The following is a 16,118-nucleotide window of genomic DNA, read 5'->3' as shown; positions in this document are numbered from 1 at the left end:
TGCACGGGTGGCGCTGACGCTTTCGCACGACCGGTACGGGAATCACCCGCCCCAGGCCCCGGCAGGCGAAGTTGCGCATGACGCATCGGCAGGCGCGGCGTATAACCGCCGCTTCATCAAACGGATGGCTCTTATGCTCGATACCCCCTCGACCGCGCAGGTCCCCACCCTCAGCCTCGCCGACCAGGCAAGCGATCCCGACGGCTTCGCCGCCGCGTTCGGCGAATCGTTCGAACGGTTCGGCTTTGCGATCGTCGCCGACCATGGCGTGCCGCAGGAACTGATCGCGCGCGCCTGGCGCGAGACGGAGGCGCTGTTCGCGCTGCCCGAGGCGGAGAAGCGCGGCTATTTCGTCGAAGGGGGTGGCGGTGCCCGCGGCTATACCCCGTTCAAGACGGAGATCGCCAAGGATGCGAAGCACGTCGACCTCAAGGAATTCTGGCATATCGGCCGCGAGCTGCCCGCCGGGCATCGTTATACCGATACCATGTCGCCCAATATCTGGCCCGAGCGGCCGGAGGGGTTCAAGCAGACCTTCCTCGAATTGTTCACCGCCTTCGACCGGGCCGGTGACCGGCTGCTGTCGGCGATCGCGCGGCACCTGGGGCTGGCGCCCGACTGGTTCGACCCGGCGGTGAAGGACGGCAATTCGGTGCTGCGCCTGCTGCACTATCCGCCGATCCCCGCCGATGCCGAGGGCGTACGCGCCGGCGCGCATGAGGACATCAACCTCATCACGCTGCTGCTGGGCGCGGAGGAAGCGGGCCTCGAACTGCTCGACCGGCACAGCGGGCAATGGCTGGCGATCAAGCCGCCGGAAGGTGCGATGGTGGTCAACGTCGGCGACATGCTGCAGCGGCTGACCAACCACGTCCTGCCATCGACCACGCATCGCGTCGTCAATCCGCCGCCCGAGCGCCGCGGCCATTCGCGCTATTCGATGCCCTTCTTCCTCCACCCGGCGCCCGATTTCCTGATCGAGACGCTGCCGCAGACGGTGACCGCCGAGAACCCGAACCGCTATCCGACGCCGATCACCGCGCACGACTACCTGTACGAACGGCTGGTGGAGATCGGCCTCATCAAGGCGTAAGCATAGGCCACCCCTGCCCCGCCCGGGGAGGGATGGATCCTCAGTCGAAGCCGCGTTCGAGATAACGCGTCGCGACCGCGCAGTGCAACGCGACGCCCTGCGCCATGACCGATTCCTCGATCGTCATGCGGGTGTTGTGCAGCGGCGGATTGGTGGCGGGGTCGCTGCCCGCGGGCGCGACGCCGAGAAAGGCGAAGGCGCCGGGAAACTCGCGCAGCACATAGGAGAAATCCTCCGCGCCCATCATCGGCTGCGGCATGGGCGCGAAGCGGGCGCCGAGATCGCCGGCTACCGCCTCGACCAGCGCGGCGCCGCGGGGATCGTTGACGGTCACCGGATAGCCGCTGTCGATCGTCACCTCCGCGCTGGCGCCGTGGGCGATGGCGACATGCTCCGCCACTCGCCGGATCGCGGCGTGCATCGTCTCGCGCGTCGCCTCCGACAGGGTGCGCAGCGTGCCGAGCATCGCCACGGCATCGGGAATGATGTTGTGCGCCGAGCCCGCCTCGATCTTGGTGATCGACAGCACCGCGGGATCGGTGACGGCGATCCGGCGTGCGACGAAGGTCTGGAGCGCGGTGACGATCTCGCAGGCGACCGGCACCGGATCGATGCAATCCTGCGGCATCGCCGCATGGCCGCCGGCACCGCGCACGGTGATGCGCACCGTGTTGGCCGAGGCCATGATCGACCCCGGCCGGGTGATGACGACCCCGGCCGGCGCGTTGGGCGTGATGTGCAGCGCGAAGGCCGCGTCCGGCGCGGCGATGCGCAACAGGCCGTCGTCGATCATGAAGCGGGCGCCGTGATGCCCCTCCTCCCCCGGCTGGAACATGAAGACGACGGTGCCGGGCAGCGTATCGACCCGCGCGCACAAGGCCTTGGCGGCACCGACCAGCATCGCCGTGTGCGAATCATGGCCGCAGGCGTGCATGCGGCCGGGAATGGTGCTGGCGAAGGGCAGCCCCGTCTCTTCCTGCATCGGCAGCGCGTCCATGTCGCCGCGCAGCAGCACGGTGCGGCCATTGCCCCCCTGCTGTCCGCGCAGGATCGCGACGAGGCCGGTGGTGGAGGCGCCTTCGTGGAATTCGAGCGGCAGGCCGGCGAGCGCCGCCTTGATCTTGGCCGTGGTGCCGGGACAGTGGAGGCCGATCTCCGGTTCGGCATGGATCGCGCGGCGCAGCGCGACGACGCCGTCCAGTTCGGCCTCACCGGCCGCGGTCCAATCGATCATGCTGTGGTCGTCGAGGGACATAGGCTTACCGTTTCGGAGGAAAGAGGATCATGAACAAAAACGCGCGACGGTCCGCAGGGGGAGCGGCCACCAAACTCGATATCGCGCCCCGCGCCGTGGCGATCATGGTGCGGGCATCTGCGGTTACATAGCTGGACAGGCTGTCGTAGTCGGCGCCATGCCGCTGGTCCTGCAGATCAGGAAAGACATTCGCGAAGCCAAGCACCGGGGCCGAAAACCCTCCGCCGGGCAGATACGGCAGATAGGCCCGCGTCGGCGAGGTCTTGACGATTTCCAAGCAGCACGCCTTGATCGTTCGATGGTCGATCGAGCGCATCGTCAGGGCGTGTTCCCGCGTGCCGCGCTGTACGGCGCCGACGAACTCATCCGCCGCGGCCGTGATGACGGCATGGAAGACTGCGTAATAGGCCGAGGATATGGCGCGGCGTAAATCCGCCTGGCGCGGCCGCCCCCTCGCCGCAACGATCAGGCCATCGGCCTGGTCAAGAAGGTGGTCAATCCTCAGGATCGGCATGGTAGGTCAATTCGGTCGGCGTGATGTAGCTGACGCTGGTCCGGCGATCGTCTCCCGTGCGGCGCACGTCGTCCTTGATCTGCACGATGGCGGTGAACAGGTTGGCGAAGTCGAGATGGTTCGCCTGATCGTCCGGCACGACGAGCCGGATCCTGACCATATCCTCCCCGTCCACGGACAGGTCCGATTGCACGTCGATATCGACGATATCGGTGCCGGGCATCGTCGCCTGCGCCGCGATGCGGGCGATACGCTTGATCTCGTTTAGATCGGCCATATCGCCATTCTACAGGATCGCCACCGCCCCGCAATCACCGCCGCATCAGGCCGCCGAGTACGTTGCGCAGCACCGTGCCGACCAGGCCGCCGCCGGACGATGCGCGTCGCGAGCCGGTGCCGAACACCTGCTTGCCGATCTCGTTCGCCACCTGCCGCCCGATCGACGAGCTGGCGGCGCGGGTGGCGGAGGTCATCGCCTTGGCCCAGGGCGAGTTCGCCGCCTCGCGATCCGCCGCGGCCTTCGCCTTGGCCTCAGCGGCGGCGACGCGGGCTGCCTCCTTTGCAGTCCGGGCGTCATCCTTCGCCTGGATCGCCGCCGCCTTTTCCGCATCATCGGCTGCGCGGGCGGCTGCGGCGGAGGCGGCGGCCTCCTGCGTCTTGGCGGCAAGAATCTCCTCGGCCGATTCACGGTCGATGGCGGTGTCGTACTTGGCGCCGACCGCGTCGGTGTCGATCATCACCGCGCGTTCCTGCGGGGTGATCGGGCCGACGCGGCTGGCGGGCGGCCTGATGAGCGTCCGCTCGACCGGGGACGGCGATCCGTCCGCCTGGAGCAGCGACACCAGCGCCTCGCCGACCTTCAACTCGGTGATTGCGGTCGCGACGTCGACACCGGGATTGGCGCGGAACGTCTCCGCCGCCGAGCGTACCGCCGCCTGGTCGCGCGGCGTGAAGGCGCGCAGCGCATGCTGGACCCGATTGCCGAGCTGCCCCGCCACCGTGTCGGGCACGTCGATCGGGTTCTGGGTGATGAAATAGATGCCGACGCCCTTCGAACGGATCAGCCGCACGACCTGCTCGATCTTGTCGAGCAGCGCCTTGGGCGCGTCGTCGAAGAGGAGGTGCGCTTCGTCGAAGAAGAAGACGAGCCTGGGTTTGTCGGGATCGCCGACCTCGGGCAGATGCTCGAACAATTCGCTCATCAGCCAGAGGAGGAAGGTGCTGTAGAGCTTGGGGGCCGCCATCAGCTTGTCGGCGGCGAGCAGGTTGACGATGCCGCGGCCGCGATCGTCGGTGCGGATGAGGTCGTCGATTTCCAGCGCGGGCTCGCCGAAGAAATGGTCGCCGCCCTGCGTGCGCAGCTGGAGCAGAGCGCGCTGGATGGCGCCGATCGATTGTTTGGAGACGTTGCCGTAGGTGGTCGTCAGCTCGTCGGCACGCGTCGCGCAATGCGCGAGCATCGCCTGCAGATCGTCGAGGTCCAGCAGCAGCAGCCCGTCCTTGTCGGCGACGTGGAAGGCGATGGTCATCACCCCTTCCTGCACCTCGTTGAGATCCATCAGCCGGCTGAGCAGCAGCGGCCCCATCTCGCTCACCGTGGTGCGGATGGGATGGCCCTGTTCGCCGTACAGGTCCCAGAATTGCACCGGATTGTCGGCATAGGCCCAGTCGGTGTCGCCGATCTCGGCCGCGCGCGCGGCGAAGGCCGCGTGCGTCTTGGCCTGGGGCGAGCCCGCCATAGCGAGGCCGGACAGGTCGCCCTTCACGTCGGCGACGAAACTCGGCACGCCGGCGCGGCTGAAGCCTTCGATGATCCCCTGCAAGGTCACCGTCTTGCCGGTGCCGGTGGCTCCGGCGATCAGGCCGTGGCGATTGGCGCGGCGCAGGTCGAGCAGCTGGGGCTTGCCGCCATCCTGCCCCACGCTGGCGCCGATGAAGATGCCGTCCGTCATCCGCCACTCCCTGCGCTTCGCCCGATGCCCTACATCAGAGCATCGCGCGTCAAACCCGGCTAATCCAACGCTCCGGCCGAACGCCGGATTCTGTAGCGCACGGCGCCGCCAAAAGGAAAGGGCCGCCGCTCCGGTGAGCGACGGCCCCTGCCTGCCGATATAGCGAGGCCTACTTGACCTTGACGGCCAGGAAAGCCGGTGCGCCACGGCCGCGCTGGACGAGCAGCAGGACCTGCGGACGGCCCGCCGCCTTCGCCTGTGCCACGACCCGCGCGAAGTCGGCCGCGGTGCGGACGGGCACGCCGTTGACCGCCTGGATCACGTCCGTACGCCGCAGCTTGCCATTCGCATCGCTCGACTGGTCGACCGTCGCGATGACGACGCCCTGCACCGAGGTATCGACGCCGATCGCGCGGGCGATGCCGGGAGTAAGCGCCTGCACGGTGATGCCGAGCGGTGCGGTCGATCCCTGCGTCACGCCATCGCCGTCGTCGCTGCCGTCGTCCTGCCCGTCGTTCGGACCGAAGCCACCCGAATCCTCGCCGCCGTTGGCCAGCGCGCGGAGCTGGTCATTCGACGGGCGCGTCGCCACCTGCACGGTGAGCGACACCGGCTGCCCGTTACGCAGCACCTCGAACCGCGCCGTCGTTCCCGGTTGCAGGTTCGAGACGAGGCGAGTCAGCGTCTGGTCGGGGGTAACCTGCTGACCGTTGATCTTCGTCACCACGTCGCCGGCGCGCAGACCACCCTTTGCGGCCGGGCCGTTGGGCTCGACCCGTGCGATCAGTTCGCCCTGGTTCTTGGGGATACCGAGTGCTGCCGCGGCATCGTCGTTGACGCCGCCGCCGATCGACACGCCGATATAACCGCGGGTGATCTTGCCGCCCTTCATGAACGTCTCGATGATCGGCTTGGCGGTCGCCGCGGGAATGGCGAAGCCGATGCCGATATTGCCGCCCGACTGGCTGAAGATCTGCGAATTGACGCCGATCACATTGCCGTTGAGGTCGAACATCGGGCCGCCCGAATTGCCCTGGTTGATCGAGGCGTCGGTCTGGATGAACTGGTCGTAGGCGCCACCCTGACCGGTGACGCGGTTGATCGCCGAGATGATGCCCGCCGTGACGGTGCCGCCGAGGCCGAAGGGCTCGCCGATCGCCAGCACCCAGTCGCCGACGCGCGCGCGGCTCGAATCGCCCCACTTCACGAAGGGCAGGCCGGCCGCGTCGATCTTGAGCAGCGCGAGGTCCGAATCCTGGTCCTTGCCGATGACCTTGGCGGTATATTCCTTGTTGTTGGAGAGGGTGACGGTGATCGAGTTGACCGTCGCCCCTTCCGCACCCGGCGCGATGACGTGGTTGTTGGTCACCACATAGCCGTCCGGGGAAATGAGGAAGCCCGAACCCAGCGACTGCCCCTCGCGCTTCACCGGCGCGCCGCCCTGGCCACCCATGCCGCCGAACAGCTCGCCGAACGGCGTGCCGGAGAACGGGTTGGCGGGCTGGCGCTGCACGATCGTCTGCTTGGTCGAAATGTTGACCACCGCCGGCTGCAGCTTTGCCACCATGTCGGCAAAGCTCATCGGTGCGCCGGCGCGCGGTGCGCTCGCCTGGATCGCGCCCGGTTCGTTCTGCGCCTGCTGTGCGGCGCTCGGCTGGAGGGCCAGCGTGGCGGTCGCGCCGCCCAGAAGGAGCGCACTGGTGATGGCGTAGGCGTAGCGCACTAGGGGAGATTCCTCTCGTTGGTGACGTTCAATATTGGTGCCTTATTGGACCCAAACGCCTGAACGCCGCTTGAATGTTCATGAACGGGAAAACTGGGGGCGGTGCTGCCCCCGATCAACGCCCCCGCCCTTCGAACTCGCGCAAGTAACTGTTGTTGGGCGACAGAATGATCGACGTCGATCCGGTCGGCGGCGTGCCGCCATCCGCGCCGAAGGTGTGACGGTACGACTGCATCGCGCGGTAGAAGTCGTAGAAATCGGCATCCTTGGTGAAGCTGGCCGCGTAGATGCGCGCCGCCTGGGCGTCGGCCTCGCCGCGGATGATCTGCGCGTCCTTCTGCCCCTGCGCGCGGATGGTGATCGCCTGCTGCTGGCGCGCGGTGGCCATGCGGGCGAGCGCGCGGTCGAGCGGGCTGCCGTCGGGCAGGTCGGCGTGCTTGATGCGCACGTCGACGATCTGCACGCCATATTGGCTGGCGAGCCGCTGCAGGCGGGCCTGGATATTGTCCATCACCTGGTCGCGTTCCGGACTGAGCAGCGTCGCGAACGGCTGGTTGCCCAGCTCGTTGCGGATCGAGCTGCCGAGCAGCGGGCGCAATTGCTCGGTGATCCGGGCCTCGGTCTGCGAGGTGCTGCCGGTGGCGTTCACCGCCTTCAGCGGATCGACGATGCGGAAGCGGGCATAGGCATCGACCTCGAGCCTCAGCTGGTCGGACGAGAGGACCTGCTGGTTGTCGTAATCGACGTCGAGCACGCGCTTGTTGAGCCACACCAGCCGGTCGATGAACGGGATGCGCAGGATCGGCCCCGCGCCCGTGTCGCCGAAGCGCTGGTTCGGCTTCCACGCGTTCACCGTGCGCACCGGCTGTTCGAAGCGCAGGATCACCACCTGCTGCGTCTCCGGCACGATCGTCACCGTCGCGGCGAGCAGGATGACGAAGATCAGTGCCGCCATCCCGATCGCGATCGGGTGTTTCCAGAGCCCCTTCACTGGCCGCCTCCCTGTACCGGGGCAGACTGTGCTGGGGCGGACTGGGCCGGCTCCGGCTGGGCGGACTGGGCGGTGGCCGCATCGGGCAGGCGCCGCGTCGGCCCCATCGGCAGGTAGGGCACCACGCCGGTCGGCTCGACGATGGTCTTGTCGGACTTGGCCAGCACGGCCTCCATGGTCTCGTAATACATGCGGCGGCGCGTCACTTCGGGGGCAAGCCTGTACTGTTCGTACACCTTGTCGAACTGCGACGCCTCGCCCTCGGCGCGGGCGATCACCTGCTTGGCGTAGGATTGCGCCTGGTTGCGGGCGCCCTGCGCGTCCTGCTGGGCGGCGGTGACGTCCTTGAACGCATCGTTGACGCGGGCGGGCGGATCGGCCTGCTTGATGCCGACGCCGACGATGACGATGCCCGACTTGTAATCGTCCAGCACCTTCTGCATCCGCTCCTGCGCCTGGTTCTCGATCTCCGCGCGGCCCGGCCCCAGGGCGGAATCGAGCGTGACGTTGGCCACGACCTCGCGCATCACGCTCTCGGCCGTGGCGCGCACGGTGTCGCGCGGCTTGTCGATCTGGAAGACGTAGTTCTGCGGGCTCGAAATTTTCCAGCGCACCGCATAGGCGAGATCGATGATGTTCTGATCGCGCGTCAGCATCAGGTTCTCGCTGCCGCTCTCCGGGAAATTCTCGATGCGGATGTTCTGCACGTCGACCTTCACCACGCGCGCGATCGGCGCGGGCAGCGTCATCGCGATGCCCGGGTCGAGCGTACCCGAATAGCGGCCGAGATAGGTCACAACCCCGCGCTCCTGCGGCGCGATCGGGTGGATCGAGGTGTAGAGGATCCAGACGAGCAGGATGATGCCCGCGCCGATCAGCCACAGCGCCCGTGCGTTGGGCGCGCCGGGCAGGCCGTTGAAGCCGCCACCCCCGCCGCCACCGCCCCGCGCCTTGCGCAGGAAATCATCGAGCGCCGTGGGCTTCGCGCCGGGCTTGCGACCGCCGGGCGGCAGCGACCAGGGATTGCGCGGGCCGCCGCCCGAGCCGCCGGCGTCGTCGCCCTGCCCCCACGGGCTCTTCGGTGGTTCGGCTGCGAGGATGGGAGGGCGCGCCTTGCGGCCCGGCAGGATGCTCATGCCTCCCCTTATAGGAAGGCGTCCGCGGAAAAACAGTGGCAAGCCGCGGCCGTGCGCCTATCTGCCTCGCCATGACACAAGACGTTACGATCGCGCGCATCCGCGCCGCCGCCGGAACCCGCGCGACGGTGCGATTCGAGGGCCAGCGCGCCGGCATCGTGCTGGACGCCACCGGGCTCGGCGGGGCGGAGCGCGATGCGCTGGAGGCGGGGGTGTGGGACGTGGGGGTGGAGGGAGGGGGCGGTGCGCACCGCCGCGGCGGAGAGCTGGCCGGGCGAAGTCCGCGTGGTCGTCACCGCCGAGCGGGTGCAGCGCCGGCTCATCGCGGTGGCGAGCGGCAAGGGCGGGGTCGGCAAGTCGACGCTCGCCGCCAATCTCGCCATTGCGTTGAAGGCGCGCGGGCGGCGGGTCGGGCTGGTCGATGCCGACATCTACGGCCCGTCGCAGCCACGACTGATGGCGGCGGAGGACCAGCGGCCGACCGCGAAGGACAAGGTGCTCGATCCGGTCGCCACCCCCTATGGTGTGCCGATGCTGTCGATGGGGCAGCTGGTGGCGGACGGCCGCGCACTCGCCTGGCGCGGGCCGATGGTGGCGGGCGCGCTCACCCAGCTGGTCGAGGCGGATTGGGGGGCGACCGACACGCTGGTGCTGGACCTGCCGCCGGGCACCGGCGACGTGCAGCTGACCATGGTGCAGAAGCACAAGCCGGCCGGCGCGGTGATCGTGTCGACGCCGCAGGACCTGGCGCTGATCGACGCGACGCGGGCGATCGACCTGTTCGACAAGGCGGGCATCCCCGTGATCGGGCTGGTCGAGAATATGGCGGGCTATGCCTGCCCGCATTGCGGCGTCGTATCCGACCCGTTCGGTCAGGGCGGTGCGGAGGCGACGGCGACGCGGCTCGGCCTGCCCTTCCTGGGCCGGGTGCCGCTGGCGATCGGCATCCGCACCGCCTCGGATGCCGGGCAGCCGCCGGCGGCGGGGAACGGCGCCGACGGGGCCGCGTTCCACTCCATTGCCGCGCAGGTCGACGACTGGCTGCGCGCGAACGGATAGACGCGAGGGAGACACGCATGCCGCTGACCGCCGATGCCGATATCAAGGCGCTGCTGGAAGGCGCGCGGACGATCGCGCTGGTCGGCGCATCCGACCGGCCGGACCGCCCCTCCTATGGTGTAATGGCGCGGCTGCAACGGCACGGCTATCGCGTGATCCCGGTCAATCCGCAGATCACCGGCGAGCACATCCATGGCGAATTCGTCTTCCGCGAACTCGACCAGCTGGGCGATCCCGTTGATATCGTCGACATCTTCCGCCGATCGGAGGCGGCAGGCGCGGTGGTCGACCAGGCGATCGCGATCGGCGCCAAAGCGGTCTGGATGCAATTGGGCGTGATCGATCAGGCCGCTGCCGCACGGGCGGAAGCCGCAGGCTTGAAAGTGGTCATGGATCGCTGTCCCGCGATCGAGATCCCGCGGCTGGGGGTCGCACCGATCGCCGCTTGATCTTCGGGGGGAATTGGCGGACACCGGGGCATCACCGGCCATCCGGAGTCCGTTCCGATGCTCGCCCTGCTGCTGTTGCTTGCCGCGCCTGCCGAGGATGCCGCCACGCTGGTGGCGCGATCCTCCGCCCTGATCGCGGGCGAGCGTTGCCATTCCAATCCCAACGCGACCGACATCACCGTGTGCGGGCGGCGGCAGGCGGACAAGTTTCGCGTGCCGTTCATCGTCCATGACGAAGGCGACCCGCGCTACGAGGCGGTGATCGTGGAGCGCGACCGCCTGCTCAACCGCACCAACCCGGTGAAGGAGCTGAGCCCCTTCCTGGTCGGCGGCGGCATGGCGGGCGCGACGATGAGCACCAGGAGCGGCCTCACCGGCGTCACCAAGCGGCCGCTGGCGCCGTGATCCTCCTCGCCCTGGCCCTGCAAGCTGCGACGGCGGCGGCCGAACCGGCTGCTGCCAAGCCCGAGCCGGTGCAGACCCGCCCCGACGGCAGCCAGAGCTGGTCGATCATGTCGTGCGAGACGCGCGCGGCGAGCGGCGAGATCGTCGTCTGCGGCCGCAGGGACCAGAACCAGTTCGACGGCCCGCCCGTCGGCCGCGGTGCGAATCGCGACCTGTCCGCGGGCACGGCGCTGGCGCTCCAGGCGCCGCCGTGCGCGGCGCGTCTCGGCGGATGCCAGGTCGGCTTCAACGTCCTCGGGCCGCCGACGATGCTGGTGCGGGTGGTGCAGAAACTGGTCAATCCCAACAGCGAGTGTTGCGAAGGCAGCGACGCGACCAACCCGCTGTCGCTCGTCCGCGATGCCGCCCGCGCGATGAAGAAGGGACCGGGCAAACCGGTGGACACCGCGGGCCGCGTACCGATCGCGCTCGACGACCCGGGGCCGGCCGGGCGGATCGTGCCGGCAGTGCCGGAGCCCGCAGCGGTCACCGCCCCGGAGCCCGCAGCAAAGCCCTGAGCGGCGGCGTGGCTGGCGTTACCCTATCGCCTTGCGACGACATGACCATGGACGGTTCGCGCCAAGCCCGTCGAAGCGGCTGAGTCTCACCCGTGCTTCGACAGGCCCAGCACCAACGGGCTCCATCGTCATGCCCTCGGTCCCGCTCCCGCGGGAGTGGCAAGACCCACGGCGTTCACCCCAGGATGTGCATCCATAGCGGCTGGCCGGCGAGGCTCTGCGAGCCGCGCAGCTTCTCCAGCGCCTGCGCGACGCAGCGTTCGGGGCCTTCGTGCGTGACGATCGCGACGATCGCGCTGCCGTCGTCGGTGACGCCGCGCTGGATGAGGCTTTCGATCGACACGCCGGCATCGCGCATCGCCGCCGCGATCTCGGCCAGCACGCCGACCTTGTCCTCAACGGTGAAGCGCAGATAGGCGCGGCCCCGCCGTTCGCCGCTGTCCGCCTTGGGCTCGGCGGCAAGCGCGGCGGCCGGCATCGCATAGGGCGGCCCGAATTCGCCGCGCGCGATGTCGATGAGGTCGGCGACCACCGCGCTTGCGGTCGGGCCGTCGCCCGCGCCTGCGCCCTGGAAGAATAGGCGCCCGACGAAATTACCCTCGGCGACGACGGCGTTGAGCGATCCGGTGACGTGCGCCAGCGGATGGTCGATCGGAACGAGGTGCGGATGCACGCGCTGGAACAGCCCGCCCGGCCCCGCTTCCGCGACGCCGACCAGCCGCACCTTGTATCCCAGCGCCGCCGCCTCTGCGATATCGGCGGCGATGACGTGGCGCACGCCGGTGGCCGAAACGTCCGCGAACGCGGGCTGCGTGCCGAAGGCGATGCTGGCGAGGATCGACAGCTTGTGCGCGGCGTCGACGCCGTCGATATCGAAGCTGGGATCCGCCTCGGCATAGCCGAGCGCCTGCGCCTCGGCGAGCACCTCGGCGAAGTCGCGGCCTTCGGCTTCCATCTTGGAGAGGATGAAATTGCAGGTGCCGTTGAGGATGCCGTAGACGCGGCCGATCGCATTGGCGGCGGCACCTTCGCGCAGGCCCTTGATGACCGGGATGCCGCCGGCGACCGCCGCTTCGAACTTGAGCGGCGCGCCGGCCGCCTCCGCCGCCTGCGCCAGGGCGAGGCCGTGATGCGCCAGCATCGCCTTGTTGGCGGTGACGAAGCCCTTGCCCGCCGCCAGCGTCGCGCGGGCCAGCGTCAGAGCGGGTCCGTCGGAACCGCCGATCAGCTCCACCACCACGTCCGCCGCGTCATGGCCGGCGAGTTCGCGCGTGTCGTCGACCCAGGCGAAGCGGGACAGATCGATGCCGCGATCCTTGGAGCGATCGCGCGCCGAAACCGCGACGACCTCGATCGGGCGCCCCGCGCGCCGGGTGATGAGGTCGCGGTTCGCATCGAGCAGACGGATGACGCCGCCGCCGACCGTACCGAGCCCGGCCAGGGCGACGCGCAATGGAATGGTGTCGTTCATCCCCGCCGCCTAGCGGAAAGGCGCCTAGCCTGTCGACCCGGCGCAGCTTTGTTTCGCCGACGGCCGCGGCCATTGCCCGAGGGCGATGCGGCGTGCACAACCGCGCGGCAGTTCCTTCGCCCGAAAGTTTCCCACGTCATGGCCACCGCCCCCCGTTCGCCGATCGCACCCGTCGCCGAACTGACCGTCCGCGGCGTGCTGCTCGGCGGGCTCATCACGCTTCTGTTCACCGCGGCCAACGTCTATCTGGGCCTGAAGGTCGGGCTGACCTTTGCCACGTCCATCCCGGCCGCGGTCATCTCGATGGCGATCCTGCGCTACCTGCCGGGCGCGACGATCCTCGAGAACAACATCGTGCAGACCGTGGCATCGGCGGCGGGCACGCTGGCGGCGATCATCTTCGTGCTGCCCGGCCTGGTCATGATCGGCTGGTGGCAGGGCTTTCCCTATCTGCTCACCGCCGGCATCACGATGACCGGCGGCATCCTGGGCGTGATGTTCTCCGTGCCGCTGCGCCGGGCGCTGGTGGTCGATACCGACCTGCCCTATCCCGAAGGGCGTGCCGCCGCCGAGGTGCTGATGGTCGGCGCCGGCAGCCGCGCGGGCGAGGCGGAAAGCGGCAAGGGGCTGCGGCTGATCGTCGTCAACGCCCTGGTATCGGCTGGGTTCGCGGTGTTCACCCAGACCAAGCTGGTGGTGGCGGAGGCGGCGCAATTCTTCCGCGTCGGCGCGGGCGCGACGGGCATCTCGGGCGGGCTGTCCTTTGCGTTGATCGGCGCGGGGCATCTCGTCGGCCTGTCCGTGGGCCTTGCCATGTTCGCCGGCGTAGTCATCGGCTGGTGGATCGCGCTCCCGCTACTGACCGGCCTCTCCCCCGCCGCCGCGGGCGTCGGCATCGAGGATTGGGCGGGCGGCGTGTTCCGCACCGACGTGCGCTTCCTCGGTGCGGGCGTGATCGGCGTCGCGGCGATCTGGACGCTCATCAAGATCATCGGGCCGGTGCTGGCCGGCATCCGCTCGTCGATCGCGGCGAGCCGGGCGAAGCGCGGCGGTGCGGTGCTGGAACTCGGCGAACGCGACCTGTCGATCGGCATCGTGCTGGTCGTCAGCCTGTTGACGCTGGTGCCGATCGCCGGGCTGCTCTGGTCTGTGATCGCGGGCGGGCCGCTGGCGGGATCGGCGGTGGTTCTGATCCTGGGCGCGCTCGTCTTCGTCCTGGTCCTCGGCCTCGTGATCGCGGCGGTGTGCGGCTATATGGCCGGGCTGATCGGCGCGTCGAACAGCCCGGTGTCGGGGATCGGCATCCTCTCTGTGCTGGCCGCGAGCCTGATGCTGGTCGGGTTGTTTGGGCGTGGTGCGGGACCCGATACGACGCAGGCGCTGGTCGCCTATGCGCTGATCGTCACCGGCATCGTCTTCGGCGTCGCCACCATCTCCAACGACAACCTTCAGGATCTCAAGACCGGACAGCTGGTCGGCGCCACGCCGTGGAAGCAGCAGGTGGCGCTGATCTTCGGCGTGATCTTCGGCAGCCTGGTGGTGCCGCCGGTGCTGGAACTGCTGGCGACGACGCTCGGCTTCCAGGGCGCGCCAGGCGCCGGGCCGAATGCGCTAGCCGCGCCGCAGGCGGCGCTGATCTCCGCGCTGGCCAAGGGCGTGCTGGGCGGCGACCTCAACTGGGCGATGATCGGTTACGGGGCGCTGATCGGCATCGTGGTGATCGCGATCGACGAAACGCTCGGCCGGCTAGGCCGGCTGCGCCTGCCGCCGCTCGGCATCGGCCTCGGCGTCTACCTGCCGATGGCGGTGACGCTGCCGGTGGTGATCGGCGCGGTGATCGGCGCGGTGTACGATCGCTGGGCGGAGCGGCAGCGCGACGTGGAGTTCGCCAAGCGCATGGGCGTGCTGACCGCGACCGGCATGATCGTCGGCGAGAGCCTGTGGGGCGTCGCCTTCGCGGTGATCGTCTACGTCACCAATTCGGACGCGCCGCTGGCGATCGCACCGGCGGGGTTCGAGCGGTTCGCGCTGATCGGGGGCACCATCGCGTTCCTCGCCCTCGTCGCTGCCCTGTATCGCTACACGCGGCGTTCGGCGGCCGCCTGAAACGCGACCAACCGTTCATCGCAGGCGGAACACGCAGGGCCGTTCGCCGTTCTGCAACACGAACCCGGTAGTCATCCCGCCATCCCCCCCCCGGCCGGTGACTGCCGGGTTTGCCGTAAGCGTAAGGGTTCCCTCGTGACAGCGTCCGCACCACACCAGCACGACCGGCTGGCCGCCGTCAGCAACGCCCTCAGGGCGAGCCTCTCGGTGCCCACCGATACCTTCATCACCGAAGACATTCCCCTGCTGCTGACCCGGTTGTCGCAGATCCCGCCAGTATCAGCCAAGGACACGACGTCGCCGCCGCAGATACGGAATTGACCGCGTCACGTCGAAGCACATGACGAGACGCCCATCGGGTTTGAGTTACGCGACACGCGGCCATTGCGCCGACAAAGGGATGCTGCCGGTTCGGATGGTCCGGTAACGCTTTGGCAACGGCGCCATCGATACGCAGGCGGCAGATGACGGACGTCATCTATCCCGATCTCGAATCGAAAGATCATCGTGACCATCATTACGGCGCATCCTACCACCCTCGTCGACTTCATCCGCCAAGTGTCCGACTATGCGGCAAGCGAACCCTTGTTCAATTGCTATCGTGGACAGCGGGATGCTTCCTGGGCCAATATTCCCGGATTGTTCCGGCCGGATCGTAGCCGATTGGAGGAGCATGAGAACCGGGCGACGCGCGACCTCATCAGCGTGCATCCGGCCGAATTCGCAAATGACGCGACGATGTTCGACCGGCTGGTGCGCATGCAGCATTTCGGACTGCCGACGCGGTTGATGGATGTGTCGCGCAATCCGTTGGTCGCGCTCTTCTTCGCGACCCATCCGGGGGCAGACGACCATCCCACCGATGGCGTCGTCACCGCCTTTGCCATTCCTGCCGATCGCGAGAAATATTACGACAGCGATTCCGTCAGCTGCGTGGCGAACCTCGCCAACCTTACCAAGGCCGAAAAGCAGGAGATCATCGATCTTCGCGCCGTCCGCGCTCGCGGCACGCATCGGAACGACGAGATCGCGCGGGTCAACCAAGAGCGCGTCTACCATCGGCTACAACAGTTCGTGCGCGTCGAAAAGCCGCATTTCGAACCTGCGATCCATCCGATCGACCTGTTCAAGCCATTCTACGTCCACCCCAAGATGAGCAACCGCCGCATCCTGTCACAGGCCGGCGGCTTCATTATCCATGGGCTGATCCCGCCGAGTGACATCAAGTTCGGATGGACGATCAAGGAAACCCGCTTCGTCATCCCCGCCGACTGCAAGGAACCGCTCCGTCAGGCCCTGGACTTGCTCGGCATCAACGAGAGCACATTGTTTCCCGAGATCGACAAAGCGGCGCAGCGGATCGAGGCACGGTATTCCAATTAAGCGACGCGGCGGGGGATCATCAGC

The 16,118-nt window shown here is 68.5% G+C and carries 16 protein-coding genes; 8 read left to right on the top strand and 8 right to left on the bottom strand.

Going from position 1 to position 16,118, the window contains the following annotated elements:
* Positions 1 to 133: 133 nt before the first annotated feature.
* Complete coding sequence (locus ACTZQ5_RS09875; RefSeq protein WP_443585012.1) at positions 134 to 1,093, top strand: isopenicillin N synthase family dioxygenase; 960 nt, start codon at positions 134 to 136, stop codon at positions 1,091 to 1,093.
* Between the two features lie 40 nt (positions 1,094 to 1,133).
* Here the strand turns inward: ACTZQ5_RS09875 and ACTZQ5_RS09870 are convergent, their stop codons facing one another.
* The 7 genes from ACTZQ5_RS09870 to hflK form a co-directional block, all read right to left on the bottom strand.
* On the bottom strand, positions 1,134 to 2,348 hold the full coding sequence (locus tag ACTZQ5_RS09870; RefSeq protein ID WP_443585011.1) for a M20 metallopeptidase family protein: 1,215 nt from the start codon (positions 2,346 to 2,348) through the stop codon (positions 1,134 to 1,136).
* 4 nt (positions 2,349 to 2,352) lie between these two features.
* Entirely contained in the window at positions 2,353 to 2,862 is a 510-nt protein-coding gene (locus tag ACTZQ5_RS09865) for a hypothetical protein (RefSeq protein WP_443585010.1), read from the bottom strand.
* Positions 2,843 to 3,139 carry a hypothetical protein gene (locus ACTZQ5_RS09860; RefSeq protein ID WP_443585009.1) on the bottom strand — a complete coding sequence of 99 codons (297 nt, stop codon included), beginning with the start codon at positions 3,137 to 3,139 and terminating at the stop codon, positions 2,843 to 2,845. Before ACTZQ5_RS09860 ends, ACTZQ5_RS09865 begins: the two co-directional genes overlap by 20 nt.
* 34 nt (positions 3,140 to 3,173) lie before the next feature.
* Complete coding sequence (locus ACTZQ5_RS09855; protein ID WP_443585008.1) at positions 3,174 to 5,021, bottom strand: helicase HerA-like domain-containing protein; 1,848 nt, start codon at positions 5,019 to 5,021, stop codon at positions 3,174 to 3,176.
* A complete protein-coding gene (locus ACTZQ5_RS09850; RefSeq protein ID WP_443585007.1) occupies positions 4,984 to 6,537 on the bottom strand; it encodes a Do family serine endopeptidase in 1,554 nt (517 codons plus the stop codon). The genes ACTZQ5_RS09855 and ACTZQ5_RS09850 overlap by 38 nt, the downstream gene beginning before the upstream one ends.
* Before the next feature lie 115 nt (positions 6,538 to 6,652).
* Entirely contained in the window at positions 6,653 to 7,492 is an 840-nt protein-coding gene (gene hflC / locus ACTZQ5_RS09845; RefSeq protein WP_443585175.1) for a protease modulator HflC, read from the bottom strand.
* Between the two features lie 32 nt (positions 7,493 to 7,524).
* Positions 7,525 to 8,664, bottom strand: coding sequence for an FtsH protease activity modulator HflK (gene hflK, locus ACTZQ5_RS09840; RefSeq protein ID WP_443585006.1), 1,140 nt, complete (start codon positions 8,662 to 8,664; stop codon positions 7,525 to 7,527).
* Positions 8,665 to 8,907: 243 nt separating this feature from the next.
* Between hflK and ACTZQ5_RS09835 the strand changes: the two genes are divergently transcribed.
* Genes ACTZQ5_RS09835 through ACTZQ5_RS09820 form a run of 4 tightly spaced genes read left to right on the top strand, consistent with a single transcriptional unit; the run spans position 8,908 to position 11,134 of the window.
* Entirely contained in the window at positions 8,908 to 9,723 is an 816-nt protein-coding gene (locus ACTZQ5_RS09835; RefSeq protein WP_443585005.1) for an Mrp/NBP35 family ATP-binding protein, read from the top strand.
* 17 nt (positions 9,724 to 9,740) lie between these two features.
* A complete protein-coding gene (locus ACTZQ5_RS09830) occupies positions 9,741 to 10,172 on the top strand; it encodes a CoA-binding protein (protein ID WP_443585004.1) in 432 nt (143 codons plus the stop codon).
* Between the two features lie 57 nt (positions 10,173 to 10,229).
* On the top strand, positions 10,230 to 10,577 hold the full coding sequence (locus ACTZQ5_RS09825) for a hypothetical protein (protein ID WP_443585003.1): 348 nt from the start codon (positions 10,230 to 10,232) through the stop codon (positions 10,575 to 10,577).
* The gene (locus tag ACTZQ5_RS09820; protein ID WP_443585002.1) at positions 10,574 to 11,134 is read left to right on the top strand and encodes a hypothetical protein; all 561 of its coding nucleotides are present in this window, start codon (positions 10,574 to 10,576) and stop codon (positions 11,132 to 11,134) included. Before ACTZQ5_RS09825 ends, ACTZQ5_RS09820 begins: the two co-directional genes overlap by 4 nt.
* Positions 11,135 to 11,309: 175 nt before the next feature.
* Here the strand turns inward: ACTZQ5_RS09820 and ACTZQ5_RS09815 are convergent, their stop codons facing one another.
* A complete protein-coding gene (locus tag ACTZQ5_RS09815; protein ID WP_443585001.1) occupies positions 11,310 to 12,605 on the bottom strand; it encodes a homoserine dehydrogenase in 1,296 nt (431 codons plus the stop codon).
* Between the two features lie 138 nt (positions 12,606 to 12,743).
* Here ACTZQ5_RS09815 and ACTZQ5_RS09810 point away from each other — a divergent pair, with 138 nt between their 5' ends.
* The 3 genes from ACTZQ5_RS09810 (at position 12,744) to ACTZQ5_RS09800 (ending at position 16,094) form a co-directional block, all read left to right on the top strand.
* A complete protein-coding gene (locus tag ACTZQ5_RS09810) occupies positions 12,744 to 14,711 on the top strand; it encodes an OPT family oligopeptide transporter (protein WP_443585000.1) in 1,968 nt (655 codons plus the stop codon).
* A gap of 135 nt (positions 14,712 to 14,846) precedes the next feature.
* Positions 14,847 to 15,032, top strand: coding sequence for a hypothetical protein (locus ACTZQ5_RS09805; RefSeq protein ID WP_443584999.1), 186 nt, complete (start codon positions 14,847 to 14,849; stop codon positions 15,030 to 15,032).
* Positions 15,033 to 15,218: 186 nt separating this feature from the next.
* Positions 15,219 to 16,094, top strand: a complete 876-nt coding sequence (locus ACTZQ5_RS09800; RefSeq protein ID WP_443584998.1) for an FRG domain-containing protein — start codon at positions 15,219 to 15,221, stop codon at positions 16,092 to 16,094.
* Positions 16,095 to 16,118: the final 24 nt, after the last annotated feature.

The organism is Sphingomonas cellulosilytica (assembly GCF_052321755.1).
In the GTDB taxonomy this organism is placed as follows: Bacteria; Pseudomonadota; Alphaproteobacteria; order Sphingomonadales; family Sphingomonadaceae; genus Sphingomonas.
This window is presented reverse-complemented; position numbering and strand designations above follow the sequence as displayed.